This is a genomic window from Frondihabitans peucedani, assembly GCF_039537585.1.
In the GTDB taxonomy this organism is placed as follows: Bacteria; Actinomycetota; Actinomycetes; order Actinomycetales; family Microbacteriaceae; genus Frondihabitans; species Frondihabitans peucedani.
This window is the reverse complement of the sequence record NZ_BAABAU010000004.1, coordinates 264,537-283,119: the sequence shown is the minus strand read 5'-3', so window position 1 is coordinate 283,119 and position 18,583 is coordinate 264,537. Positions and strand designations below refer to the sequence as shown.

17 protein-coding genes are annotated in these 18,583 nt (G+C 69.5%); 9 read left to right on the top strand and 8 right to left on the bottom strand.

What is annotated here, in order from left to right; translation table 11 throughout:
- Nucleotides 1–52: 52 nt before the first annotated feature.
- The 4 genes from ABD733_RS14715 to ABD733_RS14700 are packed head-to-tail and all read right to left on the bottom strand — an operon-like array spanning nucleotide 53 to nucleotide 4,354.
- Complete coding sequence (locus ABD733_RS14715; RefSeq protein WP_344797544.1) at nucleotides 53–1,435, bottom strand: MFS transporter; 1,383 nt, start codon at nucleotides 1,433–1,435, stop codon at nucleotides 53–55.
- Nucleotides 1,432–2,508, bottom strand: coding sequence for a hypothetical protein (locus ABD733_RS14710; RefSeq protein ID WP_344797542.1), 1,077 nt, complete (start codon nucleotides 2,506–2,508; stop codon nucleotides 1,432–1,434). Before ABD733_RS14710 ends, ABD733_RS14715 begins: the two co-directional genes overlap by 4 nt.
- Nucleotides 2,505–3,692, bottom strand: a complete 1,188-nt coding sequence (locus tag ABD733_RS14705; protein ID WP_344797540.1) for a sensor histidine kinase — start codon at nucleotides 3,690–3,692, stop codon at nucleotides 2,505–2,507. The genes ABD733_RS14710 and ABD733_RS14705 overlap by 4 nt, the downstream gene beginning before the upstream one ends.
- The gene (locus tag ABD733_RS14700) at nucleotides 3,689–4,354 is read right to left on the bottom strand and encodes a response regulator transcription factor (RefSeq protein ID WP_344797538.1); all 666 of its coding nucleotides are present in this window, start codon (nucleotides 4,352–4,354) and stop codon (nucleotides 3,689–3,691) included. Before ABD733_RS14700 ends, ABD733_RS14705 begins: the two co-directional genes overlap by 4 nt.
- A gap of 476 nt (nucleotides 4,355–4,830) precedes the next feature.
- Between ABD733_RS14700 and dnaK the strand changes: the two genes are divergently transcribed.
- From dnaK to ABD733_RS14660, 8 genes are all read left to right on the top strand, one after another.
- The gene (dnaK, locus tag ABD733_RS14695) at nucleotides 4,831–6,690 is read left to right on the top strand and encodes a molecular chaperone DnaK (RefSeq protein ID WP_344797536.1); all 1,860 of its coding nucleotides are present in this window, start codon (nucleotides 4,831–4,833) and stop codon (nucleotides 6,688–6,690) included.
- 3 nt (nucleotides 6,691–6,693) lie between these two features.
- The gene (locus tag ABD733_RS14690; RefSeq protein WP_344797534.1) at nucleotides 6,694–7,284 is read left to right on the top strand and encodes a nucleotide exchange factor GrpE; all 591 of its coding nucleotides are present in this window, start codon (nucleotides 6,694–6,696) and stop codon (nucleotides 7,282–7,284) included.
- Between the two features lie 126 nt (nucleotides 7,285–7,410).
- Nucleotides 7,411–8,409, top strand: coding sequence for a DnaJ C-terminal domain-containing protein (locus ABD733_RS14685; protein ID WP_344797532.1), 999 nt, complete (start codon nucleotides 7,411–7,413; stop codon nucleotides 8,407–8,409).
- A gap of 46 nt (nucleotides 8,410–8,455) precedes the next feature.
- Nucleotides 8,456–8,866, top strand: coding sequence for a heat shock protein transcriptional repressor HspR (locus ABD733_RS14680; RefSeq protein ID WP_344797530.1), 411 nt, complete (start codon nucleotides 8,456–8,458; stop codon nucleotides 8,864–8,866).
- A 92-nt stretch (nucleotides 8,867–8,958) separates the two neighbouring features.
- The gene (locus ABD733_RS14675) at nucleotides 8,959–9,711 is read left to right on the top strand and encodes a phosphotransferase (RefSeq protein ID WP_344797528.1); all 753 of its coding nucleotides are present in this window, start codon (nucleotides 8,959–8,961) and stop codon (nucleotides 9,709–9,711) included.
- 45 nt (nucleotides 9,712–9,756) lie between these two features.
- Complete coding sequence (locus ABD733_RS14670; protein ID WP_344797526.1) at nucleotides 9,757–10,578, top strand: DUF1206 domain-containing protein; 822 nt, start codon at nucleotides 9,757–9,759, stop codon at nucleotides 10,576–10,578.
- Between the two features lie 85 nt (nucleotides 10,579–10,663).
- Nucleotides 10,664–11,077, top strand: coding sequence for a hypothetical protein (locus ABD733_RS14665; protein WP_344797524.1), 414 nt, complete (start codon nucleotides 10,664–10,666; stop codon nucleotides 11,075–11,077).
- A 60-nt stretch (nucleotides 11,078–11,137) separates the two neighbouring features.
- Nucleotides 11,138–12,262, top strand: coding sequence for a methyltransferase (locus ABD733_RS14660; RefSeq protein WP_344797522.1), 1,125 nt, complete (start codon nucleotides 11,138–11,140; stop codon nucleotides 12,260–12,262).
- Between the two features lie 48 nt (nucleotides 12,263–12,310).
- Here ABD733_RS14660 and ABD733_RS14655 read toward each other — a convergent pair whose 3' ends face one another.
- From ABD733_RS14655 to ABD733_RS14640, 4 genes are all read right to left on the bottom strand, one after another.
- Nucleotides 12,311–12,475 carry a hypothetical protein gene (locus ABD733_RS14655; RefSeq protein WP_344797520.1) on the bottom strand — a complete coding sequence of 55 codons (165 nt, stop codon included), beginning with the start codon at nucleotides 12,473–12,475 and terminating at the stop codon, nucleotides 12,311–12,313.
- A 165-nt stretch (nucleotides 12,476–12,640) separates the two neighbouring features.
- Nucleotides 12,641–13,084 carry a pilus assembly protein CpaE gene (locus ABD733_RS14650; RefSeq protein WP_344797518.1) on the bottom strand — a complete coding sequence of 148 codons (444 nt, stop codon included), beginning with the start codon at nucleotides 13,082–13,084 and terminating at the stop codon, nucleotides 12,641–12,643.
- A gap of 114 nt (nucleotides 13,085–13,198) precedes the next feature.
- Complete coding sequence (locus ABD733_RS14645) at nucleotides 13,199–13,621, bottom strand: DUF3060 domain-containing protein (RefSeq protein WP_344797516.1); 423 nt, start codon at nucleotides 13,619–13,621, stop codon at nucleotides 13,199–13,201.
- A 150-nt stretch (nucleotides 13,622–13,771) separates the two neighbouring features.
- Entirely contained in the window at nucleotides 13,772–16,195 is a 2,424-nt protein-coding gene (locus ABD733_RS14640) for an Ig-like domain-containing protein (RefSeq protein WP_344797514.1), read from the bottom strand.
- Between the two features lie 192 nt (nucleotides 16,196–16,387).
- Here ABD733_RS14640 and ABD733_RS14635 point away from each other — a divergent pair, with 192 nt between their 5' ends.
- Entirely contained in the window at nucleotides 16,388–18,580 is a 2,193-nt protein-coding gene (locus tag ABD733_RS14635) for an ATP-dependent Clp protease ATP-binding subunit (protein WP_344797512.1), read from the top strand.
- Nucleotides 18,581–18,583 lie beyond the last annotated feature (3 nt).

Sequence of the window (18,583 nt, the reverse complement as noted above, 5' to 3'; positions counted from 1 at the left end):
ACGTCCGGAGCGCAGGATCAGCCCGCCGCCGCCGACCCCGAGCGACACGGCGCTAGTCGATCTCCCGCTGCACCGACCGCACCCGGGTCATCAGCGCGAGCCCGGCGAGCAGCACGATGGCGATCCCGACGGCGCCGAACCGGGTGTCGCCGGTCAGCGCGACGAACAGGGTGAACAGGGCAGGCGCCAGGAAGCTGACCGCGCGCCCGGTCGTGGCGTAGAGCCCGAAGACTTCGCCCTCGCGGCCGCTCGGCGTGACGCGCGCCAGGAACGACCGCGACGCCGACTGCGCGGGCCCGACGAAGATCGACAGGAACAGGCCGCAGATCCAGAAGCCGGTCTTGCCGTCGCCGACGAACAGGATGGCCGTCGCGGCCAGGACGAGCCCCGTCAGCGACGCGATGATGATCGCCTTGGCGCCGAGCCGGTCGTCGAGGCTGCCCGCGGCGAACGCGCCGATCCCGGCCATGACGTTCGCGGCCACGGCGAAGTAGATGACCTCGCTCGTGGTGAAGCCGAAGACCTGCGAGGCGATGATGGCCCCGAAGGTGAAGACGGCCGCGATGCCGTCGCGGAACACAGCCGACGCCGCCAAGAAGAGGAGCACCTGCGGGTTCCGGCGGTAGAGCTGCGCGATCGTGTGCCCGAGTCTCCGGTACGAGGCGACGATGCCGATCCTGCGCTCGCGTGTGTCGTGGGCGGGAATCTCGGGGACGTTCAGCAGCAGGGGGATGGCGAAGGCGCCGAACCAGACCGCGGAGACCAGGATCGCGATCCGCACGCTCCAGACGCCGCCCGCCGGAGTGGACGCCAGCCCGAGCAGGCCCGTCTGCCCCTCGACGCCGAAGCTCTGCAGGAACAGCACCAGCAGCAGCACGAGCAGGACGATGCCGCCGAGGTACCCGGCGCCCCAGCCCCAGCTCGACACGCGGCCGATGGTCTTCGGCGTCGACACCTGCACGAGCATCGCGTTGTAGTTGACGCTCGCGAACTCGAAGACGAGGTTGCCGACGGCGAGCAGCGTCGCGCCGAGGAGGAGGTAGGGCGGTGCCGGCACGACGAAGACCATCGCCGCCATGACCAGTACCAGCACGCCGGAGTTGATCCCGAGCCAGCGCTTCCGCCGACCGGAGCCGTCCGACCTCTGGCCGAGGATCGGCGCCAGCAGGGCGACCAGGATGCCCGCGATCGTCAGCGCGGTCGAGATGACGGTCGCGTTGTGCGACTTGGCGGCCACGAGCGCCGGATTGGTCGCGTCGTCGCCTGCCGCGGCCACGATGGCGGGCGAGACGAACGACGCCGATGCGAGGTACGTGCTGAAGACGAAGGTCGTGACGACGGCGTTGAAGGCGGCGGAGCCCCAGTCCCAGAGGGCCCACGAGACGATGCGGCGACGGGGGATCGGGGTGGTGTCGGCAAGCGTCGCCTCGGTCATGGCGCGACGCTACCGCGAACCGGTGAACGACCGGTAGCGGTGTCGAGCCGCGTCGCGTCAGCGGGGGCGGACCCGTCGCCCTCCTCGGTGATCGTCACGCGCGTCGTCGCCTCGCCGTCGGACGCCAGGACGGTCGCGATGGTCTCGCGTCCGTCGGGCAGGAGTCGGGCCACGATCCGCCCGCTGGTGGCGGCGTCGAGGTGCTCGACGAGGGCGGCCTCGATCCGGTCCTGCACGGCGGGCGGCACGTCGGCGCCTGCTCGGTCGTCGAGCAGCGAGACGTCGACGCCGCGCGACCGGGCCCGGGTGGCGGCCTCGGCGACCTGGGCCGTGGCGAGGTTGCTGGCGCGCAGCTGGTCGCGGAGCGCGGCCTCGGCGAGGGTGAAGGCGCGACGGTCGTCGTCGGTGAGGGTCTCGGCGCGGAGGAGGCGCTCGAGTGCCGGTGTCGCCGCCGCGCGCAGCTGGTCGAGGCGGGAGTTCTGCTCCTCCAGCGCGGCCGCCGACGTCGTCTCGTCGCGCACGCGGCCGAGCTCGGCGTCCTGCAGGCGGCGGATCGACGCCCTGGTCCGCGACAGCAGGATCGAGAACAGCCAGACCACGAGCATCAGCGCCGCCGACCGCACGACGAAGCCGAAGCCGGCGGCGGCCCCGCGGCCGACGTCGACGCTCCACGCGATCGCCAGGACGGTCATCGACCCGAAGCCGATCCACGACCAGCCCGGCCGCCCCCGCAGGGTGAGGAGGAACAGCACGAAGGTCACGGCGCCCCAGTGCCAGGTGGCCCAGCCGGGCCAGCCGCGGTCGGGCAGGTTCCAGACGTTCAGCGACGTGACGGTCGTGAGAGCCACGACGAGGAGCGTCGACCGCAGCGGGATCGGGTCGTCGCTCGGCCGGGTCATGACCCAGCCCGCCACCAGGATCGCGACCAGCGCGAGCAGGGCGAAGGCAGGGACCTTGTCGGAGCGCAGCCCGTAGATGCAGAGCGCGGTGTGGACGACCGCGAAGAGCGCGAACAGCGCGGTGGTGCCGCGCCCCGTCAGCTGCAGGAAGGTCGACCCGCTCTTCCCGCTCATCTGGCCGACCAGCCGAGCGCGACCCGGGTTCCGACGCCGCGCGCGCTCTCGACCTCGGCGCTGCCGCCGGGGACCGTCGCCATGCGGCCGCGGATGGACACCCGGACCCCGAGCCGCTCGGGCGGGATCCTGCGGCTGTTGAATCCGCGTCCGTTGTCGCTCACGCGGATCTCGACGCCCTCGCCGGAGGCCGACACGGACACCTGCCGCCAGGTGGGCCGGTCGCCGCGGTCGGCGTGCCGGAGGGAGTTCTTGACGGCTTCGGCGGTGGCCTCGAGGAGCGCCTGCGCGATGTCGGAGGGGATGTCGCCGGCGCCGTCGGCGGTGGCCACGAAGCCGATGCCGTCGCTCTGACTGGTCACGGACGACCGCAGGCGGTTGACGAAGTCGTCGAGGCTCAGCGGGACCTGAGGGAGCACCGCGTCGTCGCGGAGCATCGACAGCGTCGACGAGGCGAGCTCCCGGAGGGCGGGCGTGGGCTCGCCGTCGGCGCGCGACGCGATCAGGAGGGCGGAGAGCACGTGGTCGTGGACCAGCGCGTCGATCCGCACCCGCTGCTGCACGCGGGCCGACGCCTCGGCCTCCCCCGAGGTCTTCTGCCGGGCAGCCTCCGCGGCGAGGTCGAGCCGCCTGGCGCTGAGCCGGGTCACGAGGGTGAGTGAGACGAAGACGGAGTCGAAGAGGAGGTTGTACGAGAGGTCGAGCACCGCGATCTTCCAGCCGACCTCGGGGTCGGCGAGGTAGCGGATCGCACCCGACAGGACGGCCGTGAGGAGCACGTAGACCCAGATCGACCTGGTCCGCCAGCAGATGGCGACGGCGACGGCTGCCACGGCCATGAGGTCGTTCGTCCACGGTGAGTTGCTGTCGGGCAGGCCCGGCGCCAGCATCGCCGGCCGCCAGCTGATCATGATCGCCGCGAACAGGAGGCCGTAGATGCTCGCCAGCGCGTCGAGGAGTCGGAGGGGAGCCCACAGGGCGAGCGCTCCGAGCAGCACCGGCCCGACGGCCGCGATCGCGTAGGTCGACACCGCCCACCACGGCTGCAGCGACGGGAACTCGGTGGCCGCCTTGCCGTAGCCGACGATCGCGTAGACGAGCCCGCCGATGCCCACCGAGAGGTAGAGGATCCGGGTGAGGCCGAGTTCGGCGTCTCCCAGGTCGCGCCGGGCCGGCAGGATCACGCGCGGTGCCCGTCCTCGCCGATCAGCCCGTCCTCTGCTGCGCGCCGGTGCAGATCGACCTTGGTGTGCGCGGGCCGGCCGGCGTTGGCGTACTTGGCGCGGATCCTGGAGACGTAGTTGGCGACCGTCGACTTCGAGAGGTTGGTCAGGTAGGCGACCGACTGCGCCTTCTCGCCCGAGGCGTAGAGGGCCAGGATCTCGCGCTCGCGGGCGCTGAGCCCGGCGTCGGCGAGCCCGGCGTCGCCGTCGATGGCGGCGGCCCAGTCGAGCCCGGCCACGGTCGCTCCGCTGGCCGCGTCGCGGATCGCCTCGACCAGCTCCTCGAGCGGCTGCGACTTGCGGACGATCCCCAGCGCGCCGGCCTTGGCGGCGGCCCGGATCGCGTGCGGGTCCTCCGCCGCGGTCAGGATCAGCACGTCGGCGCCGGCGTCGAGCAGCTGCCGGATGTTGTCGGTGGCACTCGATCCGTCGCCGAGGCGGAGGTCGAGCACGACGAGGTCGACGGGGGTCTCGACGAGGTCGAGGCCGCGGACGGTGGGGGTCACCGCGACCACGCGGATGTCGGGGTAGTCGCGGAGGAGCTCGGCGAATCCGACCGCGACGATCTCGTGGTCCTCGACCAGGGCCACTCTCAGCACCGGAAGGGGCGTGTCCTCGCTCATCGGAGCCTCCTGGCTGCAGTCTAGGGTTCCTCTGTTTCGGCTACGGTACCGTCCCTCCCGGCTCCGTACCCCCCGTTCGGGTGCCATCATTTGTGATTCTGTCGAACTGTTTCGGTTGGTGAGATTCTGATGGCGTCGGAAGAGACGCCGACCTCGATGCCCGAATCATCGAGAGCGCCAGAGGGGCTGCCGCGACATCTGCGGGGACGACACGACCGGTGGGGGGCCACGGTCGTGTCGCCCCGGTCGTGGCAGCCCTCCCCTCGGGCCCGCCTCTTTCATCACGCCGCCTCCGGGCGGCTTTTTTCGTGCGCAGGATGCTCGGGGTCGCGAAAGAGAAGAACTTGAGTCGTTCTGGCTCAACTTCCAGCTTCAGAACTTGACTCGACTCCGTGCGCGACTAAACTTGAGCCTGTCGGACTCAACCCCCGACGACAGACTTAGCAGTACCGAGCACGACAAAGGAGAACAGCCACATGGCACGTGCAGTAGGAATCGACCTCGGGACCACCAACTCGGTGGTCAGCGTCCTGGAGGGCGGCGAGCCCACCGTCATCGCCAACGCCGAGGGTCTTCGCACCACCCCGTCGGTCGTCGCGTTCACGAAGGACGGCGAGGTGCTCGTCGGCGAGACCGCGAAGCGCCAGGCCGTCACGAACGTCGACCGCACCATCGCGTCCGTGAAGCGTCACGTCGGCACCGACTGGACCGTCTCCGTCGACGACAAGAAGTACACCCCGCAGGAGATCTCGGCCCGCATCCTGGGCAAGCTCAAGCGCGACGCCGAGCAGTACCTCGGCGAGGACGTGACCGACGCCGTCATCACGGTCCCGGCCTACTTCAACGACGCCGAGCGCCAGGCCACCAAGGAGGCCGGCGAGATCGCGGGCCTGAACGTCCTGCGCATCATCAACGAGCCGACCGCCGCCGCCCTCGCGTACGGCCTCGACAAGGGCAAGGAGGACGAGCTCATCCTGGTCTTCGACCTCGGTGGCGGCACGTTCGACGTCTCGCTCCTCGAGGTGGGCAAGGACGACGACTTCTCGACCATCCAGGTCCGCTCCACCTCCGGCGACAACCGCCTCGGCGGCGACGACTGGGACAACCGCATCGTCGAGCACCTCATCAAGAAGTTCAAAGACAACAACGGCGTCGACCTGTCGAACGACAAGATCGCCAAGCAGCGCCTCAAGGAGGCCGCCGAGCAGGCGAAGAAGGAGCTCAGCTCCTCGACCTCCACGTCGATCCAGCTGCCCTACCTCACGCTGACCGCGGAGGGCCCGCTCAACCTCGACGAGACCATCACCCGCGCGCAGTTCGAGCAGTGGACCTCCGACCTGCTCGACCGCACCAAGAAGCCGTTCAACGACGTCATCAAGGAGGCCGGCGTCAAGGTCGGCGACATCTCCCACGTCGTCCTGGTCGGCGGCTCGACCCGCATGCCCGCCGTCTCCGAGGTCGTCAAGTCCCTCACCGGTGGTCAGGAGCCCAACAAGGGCGTCAACCCCGACGAGGTCGTCGCCGTGGGCGCCGCCCTCCAGGCCGGCGTCCTGAAGGGCGAGCGCAAGGACGTCCTGCTCATCGACGTCACCCCGCTCTCCCTCGGCATCGAGACCAAGGGCGGCGCGATGACCAAGCTCATCGAGCGCAACACGGCCATCCCGACCAAGCGCAGCGAGACCTTCACCACCGCCGACGACAACCAGCCGTCGGTCGCGATCCAGGTCTTCCAGGGCGAGCGCGAGTTCACCCGCGACAACAAGAACCTCGGCACCTTCGAGCTCACCGGCATCGCGCCGGCCCCGCGCGGCATCCCGCAGATCGAGGTCACCTTCGACATCGACGCCAACGGCATCGTGCACGTGTCCGCCAAAGACAAGGGCACCGGCAAGGAGCAGTCGATGGTCATCTCCGGCGGCTCGTCGCTGTCGAAGGACGACATCGAGCGCATGGTCCGCGAGGCCGAGGAGCACGCCGCCGAAGACAAGGCGCGTCGCGAGGCGAACGAGACCCGCAACTCCGGCGAGCAGCTCGTCTACTCGATCGAGAAGCTCCTCAAGGAGAACGACGAGAAGCTCCCCGCCGACGTCAAGAGCGAGGTCCAGGCCGACGTCGACGCGCTGAAGTCGGCGCTCGCCGGGGACGACGAGTCCGCGATCAAGCCCGCCGTCGACAAGCTGTCCGAGAGCCAGCAGAAGATCGGCCAGGCGCTCTACGCGTCCGACCAGGCCTCTGCCTCCGCTCCGACCGACGAGGCGCCTGAGGGTGCCGCCCCGGCCGACGACGAGGACATCGTCGACGCCGAGGTCGTCGACGACGAAGACGACAAGAAGTAGCCGATGGCTGACGACAAGAACACTCCCGACGAGGAGCCGATCGAGACGCCGTCGACCGAGTCCCCCTCCGAAGACGGCGGCACCGCCGACGTCGACGGGGTGGACGACCTGATCGAGGCCGAGGGCCCCGACGTCGAGCTCAGTGCCGACGACGAGGCCATCCTCGACCAGGCCGAGGTCGACCTCGTGGCCGAGATGCGCCAGGACATGCTCCGGGCGCAGGCCGAGCTGGTCAACTTCCGGAAGCGCGTCGAGCGCGACCGCGATGCGAACCGCGACGCTGTCATCGCCGAGGTGGTCCGCGCGATCCTGCCGGCCCTCGACGACCTCAGCCGTGCCGAGCAGCATGGCGACCTCCAGGAGGGCCCGATGGTCGTCATCGCGCAGAAGCTCCGCAGCGGGTTCGACCGCTTCGGGCTGACGCAGATCGGAGCGAAGGGCGACGTGTTCGACCCGAAGTTCCACGAGGCGATCGTGCAGCTCCCCACGGCCGACGTCACCGTCAACACGGTGGCCGACGTGATCGAGCCCGGCTACGTCCTCGGCGAGCGGGTCCTCCGCGCAGCCAAGGTCGCGGTCTCGGTCCCGGCCTAGCACCACCAGCACCACCGACGGCGGGTCCCTGTGCGGGGCCCGCCGTCGGGATTCTCCATCGCACCGCACATCTAGACTTCAGAAACACACGACTGCGCTGATCAGGCGCAGGGAAGGCGGCGCCACTTGGCAAGCCAAGACTGGTTCGACAAAGACTTCTACGCCATCCTCGGCGTCTCGAAAGACGTCACGCCGGCCGAGCTCAAGAAGGTCTACCGCAAGCTCGCGCGGAAGTACCACCCCGACTCGAACCCGGGCGACGCCGCAGCCGAGGCCAAGTTCAAGGAGATCAGCGAGGCCAACTCGGTGCTCTCCGATCCGGAGCAGCGTCGCGAGTACGACCAGATCCGCGCCATGGGCTCCGGCGCCCGCTTCACCGCCGGTGCCGGCGGGCAGGGCGGCGGAGGCGGCTTCGAGGACGTCTTCGGCGGCATGTTCGGGCAGCAGCCCCGCGGTCGCCGCAGCGGCGGCTTCTCGTCCGGCGGCGGCTTCGAGGACATCTTCAGCGGCATGTTCGGCGGCGGCGGCTTCGGTCAGACCTCCGGCGGCTTCCGCGGCAACGGCGGCCCGACGAAGGGCCGCGACGTCATCGCCTCCACCACGCTCGACTTCCACACCGCCATCGTCGGCGACACCATCAGCCTCACGCAGTCCGAGGGCAAGCCGATCAAGGTCAGGATCCCGCAGGGCGTCCACGACGGGCAGAAGATCCGACTCCGCGGCCGCGGCGAACCGAGTCTCGACGGCGGCGAGGCCGGCGACATCGTCCTCACCATCGCCGTCCGCCCGCACCCGGTGTTCGAGCGCGACAACCTCAACCTGCGCCTCGACGTGCCGGTCACCTTCGCGGAGGCCGCCCTCGGCGCGACCATCGAGGTGCCGACGCTCGACGGCGATCCGGTGCGGCTCCGAGTCGCTCCCGGGACGCCGTCCGGCCGGGTCCTCCGCGTCAAGGGCCGAGGCGTCGAGACGAAGGACGGCAAGGGCGACCTGCTCGCGACCGTCCAGGTCGCCGTGCCCTCGCACCTGAGCGACAAGGCGCGGGCTGCCGTCGAGGCCCTCGCCGAGGCGCTGCCCGACGAGAACCCCCGCGCCGATCTGATCGACCGGGCGCGCCGCAACTGAGACGACCGTCACGCGAGCCGCGTGATCCTTCCGGAGGAGGCCGACCATGGACGAGTTCTCACCGATCTTCGCGATCGCGGTGGCGTCCGAGCTCGCCGACATGCACCCGCAGACCCTCCGGCAGTACGACCGGCTCGGCCTCGTGGTGCCGACCCGCACCGCCGGCAAGTCGCGCCGCTACTCGATGCGCGACGTCAACCAGCTGCGGGAGATCGGCCGGCTCTCGGGCGAGGGCGTGAGCCTCGAGGGCATCAAGCGGATCCTCGAGCTCGAGAACCATGTCTCCGCCCTGCAGTCCCGCGTCCGCGAGCTCGAGTCGGCGCTCGCCGACGAGCTCCTCAACCGGCCCGGCTCGCGCGTCTTCGCTGCCGGCCCCTCCGGCGGCATCGTGCCGCTCCGGCACGGCACCAGGCCCCGGCGCGAGACCTCGGTCGTGCTCTGGCGGCCGTCGCGCTGACCTGCGTGCTCCTCGCGCCCGTGCGTGGGCCCGTGGCTGGGCCCGTCCTCGTGTCCGTGGCGAGCGTCGGGGCGCGCGGCTAGGCTCCCGGCGTGGAGACCATCCAGATCCCGGACGACGACGACGCCATCCCGGTTCCCGGGCCGATCGTCGCGATCGCGGGCGACGACATGGTCCGGCCCGTCTGGATCAACGAGCGCGGCGGAGTGACCTTCGAGCTCGGAGCGGGCCCCTCGAGGCGGTTCGCCAAGTGGGCGCCTGCCAGCGCACCCGACCTCGACCTCGCCGGCGAGGTCGCCCGGCTCCGCTGGGCCGGCGCCTACGCCCGCGTGCCGCGCGTGCTGGCCGAGGGAGCAGACTCCGACGGCCGGTGGCTGGTCACGGCGGGCCTCCCGGGCGGGAGCGCGGTCGCGAGGCGGTGGCGTGAAGACCCGCTGCTCGCCGTCCGCGCGTCCGGCGTCGGGCTCCGCCGTCTCCACGACACGCTGCCCGTCGACGACTGCCCGTTCGACTGGTCGGTCGAGTCGCGGCTGGCCCGCTCCGAGAAGTGGGCTGCCTCCCCGGATCCTGCGCTCGGCGACGCCCCGACCGTCGACCGGCTCGTCGTCTGCCACGGCGACCCGTGCGTGCCCAACACGCTCCTCCTCGACGACGGCACCTGGTCCGGGCACGTCGATCTCGACGCCCTCGGCACGGCCGACCGCTGGGCCGACCTGGCCATCGGCACGATGAGCCTCGGCTGGAACTACGGCGACGGGTGGGAGGGCGAGTACTTCGATGCCTACGGCATCGACCCCGATCCTGGCCGGATCGCGTACTACCGGGCTCTCTGGAACGCCACCTGACACAGGATCCCGCAGCACCACCCGCTGCCGTGTAGCCTCTCGGGCGTGACCGACACTGCCCGCTCCGCCGCCCGTGAGGGCCGCGCCTCCGCCGAGCGCCTCCGGCGAAGCACGCCGTTCCGAACCGCCGCGCGGGTGGGCTTCGCGGTCAACGGACTCCTCCACGTCCTGATCGGCGTCATCGCTCTGCGCGTCGCCTTCGGCGGCGGGGGCAGCACCGACCAGTCGGGCGCGCTGTCGGCCATCGCGAAGAGCCCCGGGGGCGTGTTCCTCCTCTGGGTGATCGTCGTCGGACTGTGGGCCCTCGGTCTCTTCAACCTGCTGACCGCCGCGCTCATCCGCGGCGGCGACGGCGACGCCTGGAAAGAGCGCGCGAGCCTCATCGGCAAGGGCATCGCGTACCTCGCCGTCGGCGGCACCGCGTTCACCTTCGCGCGCGGCTCCTCCTCGAGCAGCGCTTCGTCGAGCCGCGGCTTCACCGCGCAGCTGCTCGCCCACCCCGGCGGCGTGTTCCTCCTGATCGTCGTCGCTCTGGCGGTCGTCGGCATCGGCGCGTACTTCGTCGTGAAGGGGGCCAAGCAGAAGTTCCGCGAGGACCTCGTCGTCCCGTCCGGCACCGCGGGCCGAGTGACGGTCGTCCTCGGCGTCGTCGGCTACATCGCCAAGGGCATCGCGCTCGCCATCGTCGGCGTCCTGTTCGGGGTCGCCGCCGCTACGTCCGACCCGTCGGAGGCGACCGGGCTCGACGGTGCCCTCCACACGCTCGCGACCCTCCCGTTCGGCGTCGCGCTCCTCACGGCCGTCGCCGTCGGGTTCATCGCCTACGGCGTCTACCAGGGCGTGCGGGCGCGGTACGCCCGCCTGTAGCGGGCGGCGGGTTCAGGGCTGCGCCGTGCGCCGCGTCGTCGGCCGCGGCATCGACAGGCGGCAGCTGCGGGCCTAAGGTCATGCCATGAAGAAGCTGACCGGGGTCCTCTCTCACGCGCTGGTCGTCGAAGAGCCCGTCGTCCTCACCGGAACCGCCCTCCGCGGCGCGGTCGTCTGCGAGGGAGGCTCCCTCGATCTGCGGGGGAGCGTCGCCGAGCGGCTCACCATCGAGCCGGGCGGCTACGTGCTGCTGAGCGGCTCCTGCCCCGGTGCCATCACGATCCACGAGGGCGGCCTGCTCGAGATCGCCGGCACTCTGGAGGGTCGGGTGGTCCGCAACGACGGTGAGATCTGGGCGATGACAGGATCGACGATCCACGGCAGGGCGCTCAGCTCGGGTGGTTTCTTCATCCCGCCGGATCCGGAGCACGCCGTCGTCATCGACTCCCCGCGCTTCCGCCTCACCGGCACCGGCGACCTGCTCGACGTCGTCAGCTGACGGCTGCTGCCGGCTGCTGCCGGCTGCTGCCTGCCTCCGGCTTCGCCGTAGGGTTGACGCATGCCCTTCGACTTCGCCGACCTCCGCCGCCGGCCCGACCTCGAGGCGCCCAATCTCGTCGCCGTCGATGCGACCGACCGCCTGCTCCTCGACGAGGCGGCCACCTCCCTGGCAGCCCTCGAGCCCAGGCAACTCGTCGTCGTCGGCGATCACTACGGGGCGCTGACCCTGGGTGCAGCGCACCTGCACGGGCTGACCGGCATCCGCGTCTTCCAGGATCCGCTCGTCGGCGAACTCGCCCTCGCCGCGAACGCGGCAGAGGCAGGACTCTCCGACGCCTACGAGTCTCTCCCGCTCGGCCCCGACCTCGTCGCCGGCGCCCGCGTGATCCTCCTGCAGCTCCCGCGCTCGCTCGCGGCCCTCGACGAGATCGTCGGTCTCGTAGCGGCGCACGCCCACCCCGAGGTCGTCGTCTATGCGGGCGGTCGCCTGAAGCACATGACCATCGCGATGAACGACGTCCTGCGCGAGCACTTCTCCTTCGTCTACGCCGGCCTCGCCCGGCAGAAGTCGCGGGTCCTCACCGCATCGGAGCCCGTCGACCCGCCGGTCGCGTCACCGTGGCCGCGCACCCAGCGGCACGACGACCTCGGCCTGACGGTCGCCGCCTACGGCGCGACCTTCGCCGGCTCCAAGATCGACATCGGCACCCGCGCCCTGCTGGACGTGTTGCCGGACGCGCTGCCGTCCGCGGCGACGATCGTCGACCTCGGCTGCGGCTCCGGCGTGCTCGCCGTCAGCGCAGCGCTGGCGCGACCCGACGCCCGCGTTATCGCCTCCGACCAGTCGGCGTCGGCGGTGGAGTCGACCCGAGCGACCGCTGACCTCAACGATGTCGGCGACCGGGTGTCCGTGGTCCGCGACGATGCGCTGGCGTCGCAGGCCGACGGATCCTGCGATCTCGTCCTGCTCAACCCGCCCTTCCATGTCGACGCGGCCGTCGAGCCCGGTATCGCCCTCAAGCTGTTCGAGGCGGCGGCCCGCGTGCTGCGACCGGGCGGCGAGCTCTGGACCGTCTACAACTCGCACCTCAAGCACCGCGACGCGCTCGAGCGGGTCGTCGGCGAGACGCGGCAGGTCACGCGCAACCCGAAGTTCACCGTGACGGTGTCGACGAAGCGCTGAGCATCGTCGGCCGTTGCTCCTGCCGGGAGCTGCCGATGCCGAATGCTGTCAGTCGCGGGCGTCGCGCTCGGTCATGAGGCCGGCACCCGCGTCGCCGAGCTGCTCGAAGAGCCAGGCCGTGTTGCGTTCGCTCGCGTCGCCGAGCAGGGCGTCGCGGACTTCCTGCTCCTCGCGCTCGTGGCGCGACAGCTCGTCTCTCGGTGATTCGGACATGGTCGCCTCCCGCTCGCGGACGTCTTTGTCGCTCCGGGACTCGTGACCCCGGGTCTCGCAAGTGTTCACCCGCGGACGGATGCGGGCAAGCCTTTGCGGCCATGTTCATCAGGTCTTCTCATGGTCGAAACGCGCAGACGGGCGCAGGATCCGCGCCCCGCGCCGTCAATCGAGTCGCTGTTCGAGGCGCAGCGACTCGTCGATGTACGCCAGGAGCGCGCTGCCGTAGGCGTTCTCGGCGTCGGGCGCGGTGAACAGCTGGATCTCCCCGCCGATCGTCGTGCTGACCTCGTAGTCGCCGGCTTCGCTCCTCGTCAGCGCGTGGAACGTGGGGCCCAGGAGGCCGCGGAGCTGGTCTTCGCGGGGGAGCCACAGGGAGTCCTCGGTCGACACGGAGTCGAGCGCCCACTCGGTGGTGCCGTTGAAGCCGAGCTCGGTGCCCGTCGGGTAGGTGTGCGCCTCGATGGTCATCTCGCTGATCGTGAAGACCTGGGCTTCGCCGTCTTCGTCTTCGAAGGCTGCGCTGTCGATGAGGAACCGGTCTCCGGTCGCAGGATGCCAGCGCAGGCCGGCTTCGTGGAGGCTTCGGGCGAGAGCGACATCGATCATCGGTCCAGTATCGCGCGCCGGGCTGTGAGCGTTCATCACGGCTGGCCTGTGCCCGGGAACGACGAAGGCGCCTCCGTCTGGAGGCGCCTCTGGGTGGTCGTTCCGTGTGCGGTGCTACTTCTTGGTGATCGTGTTGGACTCGCCGGCGTCTTTGACGTCGGTCTGAGCGCCGGTGTAGGTGATGGTGTTGTTCTTGGTCCCGGCCGCGTTGAGGGCGACGATCGTGTCGGCCTTGATCGTGTTGCCGTTGCCCTCGATGTAGAGGATCTTCGTGGTGCCGCCGAGGGTGACCTTGAGGTCGTCGGCGAGGATCGCCACCTGGTCGCAGCCCTTCTCGAGCGTGGTGTCTTCGGTGATCGTGGCGACGCCGTCGACGCACGTGTTGCGGTGGTCGAGGAGCTTGGGGCTGGCCGTGGCGGACGCGGTCGGGGACGCAGTGGGCGCTTTCGCGTCGGTGGTCGCGGCGGTCGTGCAGCCGGCGAGCGCGGAGATCATCGCGGCGCCGAGGATCAGGGTCAGGATCGGGGTCTTCTTCATGATTGCCTTCGTTCGAGGTTGACTGATACTGAAATACTAATATGTGAAGTAGCGGGAGTCAAGAGGAAGGCGGCGGGCCCGTGTGGGGTCCGCCGCCTTCTCATGTCGCGTCTAGCGTTTCTGTGGGGTGTCGCGGTCAGTTGCGCTGGATTACTGAGCGGTGACCTGGAAGTCGGTGACCGTGATGGTCTCCTTCATGCCGCTCGGCGTGACCATGTCGACGTGCGCGGTGTACTTGAGCGCTGCGAACTCGGCCTGGACGCTGAAGTCACCGTTCTGGTCGACGACGCCCTGGCCGGCGAGGCGGCCGTTCGATGCGGCGATGATCTTGACGGTGTCGCCGGCGGTGCCTTCACCGCGGAACGTGACCATCTTGTCGACGGACGGCGCGGTGCCGTTGCTGACTGGAGCGGTGACGCGGAAGGGCTTGTTGACGCCATCCGTCGAGACCACGGTGAAGTCGCTCACGGTGATGGTCTCCTTGGCGCCCGCGGTGGGAACCATGTCGACGTAGGCGGAGTACTTCAGAGCTGCGAACTCGGCCTGGACCGAGAACCTGCCGTCGGCGCCCACGACGCCCTGGCCGGCCATGCGGCCGTTGGACGCGGCGATGATGCGGATGGTCGCGCCGGCCTTGCCCTCACCGGTGAACGTGACCATCTTGTTCGTCGACGACGCCGTGCCGTTGGTGACCGGTGCGGTGACGCGGAACGGGAGGTTGACGCCCTCGTTCGCCACGACGGTGAAGTTGGTGATCGTGATGTTCTCGGCCGCACCCATGGCCGGGGTCATGGTGACCGTGGCCGTGTAAGGGAGGGCCTGGAACTCGGCCGGGAACGAGTAGCGACCATCGGCGCCGACGACGCCCTGGCCTGCGATGCGGCCGTTGGCTGCCGTGATCTTGACTGCGGCACCGGCCTTGCCGTTGCCGGTGACGGTGATCATCTTGTTCGTCGAGCGGACCGTGCCGTTGGTGGTCGGGCTCGTGACCGAGAACGGCAGGTTCACGCCGTCGCTGGCGACGACCGTGAAGCCGATCGACTTCGACTGCGTCTGGCCGGTCGGGGCGACCTGCTTGACGGTTGCGTTGTAGAAGACGCTGTTGAACACGGCGGGGAACGAGAACGTTCCGTCGGCTGCGACCTTGCCGGTTCCGGCGAGGCGTCCGTTCGACGCGGTGATGCTGACGTCGGAGCCGGGCTGGCCGGTGCCCGTCACGGTGATCCGACCGCCGGTCGAGGGGACCGTGCCGCCGTCGACGGGGGTCGCCACGACGAGGTCGCGGACGTTGGAGGCGCCGGGGTTCAGCGTGACCTTCGCGGTCGTGGTGTTGTTGCCCTTGGAGAGCTGCGTCACGGTGAAGGTGTGCTCGGACCCGTCGACGGAGAAGCTCGGCGCCACCCAGTTCCCGTTCGCGAGGACGGTTGCCGCGGCGAGTACGCCGGGCTTGCCCTCTTCGCGGATGGTGATCGAACCGGCCGCCGTACCGCGACCCGAGAAGGTGACGGGGCCGGCCGGGACGACGAGCTCGTCGGCAGGAGAAGTTACGGACAGGGCCGTGCCGTAGTCGAAGGAAACCTGGACTGAGCCAGCCGCCGTGCCGCCAATGCTCTGCTCGGCGATGAAGGTGTGGCTGCCGCCCTCGTTCGGAGCGTTCACGGTCGTCTGGAAGCGACCTGTGGCCGCATCCGCCGCGCTCGTACCAACGACTACGCCCTCGGCGTTCTTGATCACGATGACTGCCCCGTGCTCGCCCGTGCCCGAAATCGTCACGCGGTCGTCGTTTACGGGGGTCGAGCTGGCGGTGGCGGTGAGGGCGGTGACCTTAAGCGATGCGATCACGCTGATCTCGCCGACTTTGGCCCCGTCAAGCCAGTTCTCGATCTGAATCGAATTGTCGCCGATGCTGAGACCGTTGACGGAGAAGCTCCAGGTGCCGGTTGAGTCGGCTCTGGCCAAAGCTGTTCCGTTGATGATCACGTCGCTGTTGGGGCGGGCGAAGCCCGTGAGGTCGGCGCTTTTACCGGCGATACTCGTGCTCGAGACCGAACCTGTAAATGCATTCAGTCCCTCGAATTTCGCAGCATTCCCAGACCAGTCCAAGAAGAGAGCATGCCTCAATTTATCGATCTTCGTTGTCAGGTATCGCCCAGTGAAGCTCGACAGGCGTCCTGAAGCATCCAGCTTGAAGTGCGAGGTCGAACTGCTGCACTGACCGAGTGGCGCGATGAAGTAGGACGCTCCGCCCGAGGTGAAGTAGTCCGAGGCGACCAGGCACGATCCCTGGAGATTCCCTTCAGTGACTTGCAGTTGAATATTGTCTCCGTCCAAGGGCAGGGCTCGGAATGTAACTGCGGCGGCTCGAGCGGAAGCCTCCGTCGAGTATTCAATCCATCTCCCTGAGGCGGCGTCGATGGCAACGTAACCATTCCCGGCCGGAAGTACTGCTTTAAAGGCAGAGTCGCTTTTCTCGGATGCGGATGGTGCGGCCGGGGCTGAGGCAGCATTCGCCGCAGGAGCGACCATGGTGGCCAGCGTGACACCGGCGAGGAGAGCGGCGCCGAGCGTGCTCATCGTGCGTTTCTTAGTCATGAGGGGGTTGGTTCTTTCTGTAGAGGAAGGCCCGCGTACGGGCAAGCTTTCGTACTGAAATGTTAGCAGAGTAATGTGAAATACAAGCTGGGAAAGTGCTGGCACCTGGCGTGCCGCCTCGGGGGCCGCTAAACTTGAGTCAGGCCAACTCAAGTTTTACGAAGGGCAACATCCATGGCGAACATGCAGGGCGCACCGGCCACCGACCAGAAGCAGAAGAGCGCCCTCGAGCAGTACGGCGTCGATCTGACGGCGATCGCGGCGAGCGGCAAGCTCGACCCGGTCATCGGCCGCGACACCGAGATCCGACGGGTCAGCCAGGTGCTGACGCGCCGCACCAAGAACAACCCCGTCCTCATCGGGGAGCCGGGCGTCGGCAAGACCGCCGTGGTCGAGGGGCTCGCGCAGCGCATCGTCGCGGGCGACGTCGCCGACTCCCTGAAGGGCAAGCGGCTGATCTCGCTCGACATCTCGGCGCTCGTCGCCGGGGCCATGTACCGCGGGCAGTTCGAGGAGCGACTGAAGGACGTCCTGAAGGAGATCACCGCCTCCGACGGTCAGGTCATCACGTTCATCGACGAGCTCCACACGCTGATGGGCGCGGGCGGCGGCGAGGGGTCTGTCGCGGCCGCCAACATGCTGAAGCCGATGCTCGCGCGCGGCGAGCTGCGACTCATCGGAGCGACGACGCTCGACGAGTACCGCCAGTTCATCGAGAAGGACGCAGCCCTCGAGCGGCGGTTCCAGCAGGTCTACGTGGGTGAGCCGTCTGTGGAGGACACCGTCGCGATCCTGCGCGGGCTGAAGGAGCGCTACGAGGCGCACCACGGCATCACGATCGCCGACAGCGCTCTGGTCGCCGCGGCGAGCCTGAGCAACCGCTACATCTCGGGCCGCCAGCTGCCCGACAAGGCGATCGACCTCGTCGACGAGGCCGGCTCGCGGCTCAAGATGGAGATCGACTCGTCGCCCGTCGAGCTCGACCAGCTCTACCGCGGGCTGGTCCGGCTGCAGGTCGAGGAGCTCGCCCTGCAGAAGGAGAAGGACGACGCGTCGAAGCAGCGGCTCGAGGCGCTCCGCACCGAGATCACCCAGCGGCAGGCGCAGTACGACGAATTGAACGCCCGGTGGCAGGCCGAGAAGGCGGCGCTCCAGGGCGTCGGCGACCTCAAGGGCAAGCTCAACGACGCCCGGATCGACCTCGACCGCGCCATGCGCGAGGGTCGCTACCAGGATGCGTCGAAGATCAACTACGAGACGATCCCCGGCATCGAGAAGCAGCTGGCCGACGCCGAGCGGTTCGAGGAGTCGGGCGAGCGGCTCGTCAACGACCAGGTCACCGACTCCGACATCGCCGAGGTCGTCGCGGCCTGGACCGGCATCCCCGTCGGGCGCCTCATGGCGGGCGAGACCGAGAAGCTTCTGCACCTGGAGTCGGAGCTCGGGCACCGCATCATCGGGCAGCGCGACGCGGTCAAGGCCGTGAGCGAGGCTGTGCGGCGCACCCGGGCGGGCATCAGCGATCCTGATCGGCCCACCGGTTCGTTCCTCTTCCTGGGCCCCACCGGCGTCGGCAAGACCGAGCTCGCCAAGGCGCTCGCGTCGTTCCTCTTCGACGACGAGAAGGCCATGATCCGGATCGACATGTCGGAGTACGGCGAGAAGCACTCCGTCTCGCGCCTCGTCGGAGCGCCTCCCGGGTATGTTGGCTACGAGGCCGGCGGCCAGCTCACCGAGGCCGTGCGGCGGCGCCCCTACAGCGTCGTGCTCATGGACGAGGTCGAGAAGGCGCACCCCGAGGTGTTCGACATCCTGCTGCAGGTGCTCGACGACGGGCGGCTGACCGACGGACAGGGGCGGACGGTCGACTTCCGGAACACGATCCTGATCCTGACCTCGAACCTCGGCTCGCAGTTCTTGACCGACGCCTCGCTGACCCAGGCGCAGAAGGAGGAGGCCGTCGACGCCATGGTGCGTCAGGCCTTCAAGCCCGAGTTCATCAACCGGCTCGACGACATCGTGCTGTTCTCGTCTCTCACGCAGGGCGACCTCGGCCAGATCGTCTCGCTGTACGTCGACCGGCTCGCGCGCCGGCTGTCCGACCGCCGACTCGAACTGGCCGTCACTCCGGATGCTCGGGCCTGGCTTGCCGACCGCGGATACGACCCGATCTACGGGGCGCGCCCGCTGCGACGCCTCATGCAGCGCCAGATCGACGACAACCTCGCCCGCGCTCTCCTCGGCGGCACCATCAACGACGGCGACACCGTCCTCGTGGAGGTGGCGCCCGACGGCGAGTCGCTCGTCGTCTCGCAGACCCAGATGCCGGAGCCGTCACCCGCCGACCTCGACGACCTGCCCGCCTGACAG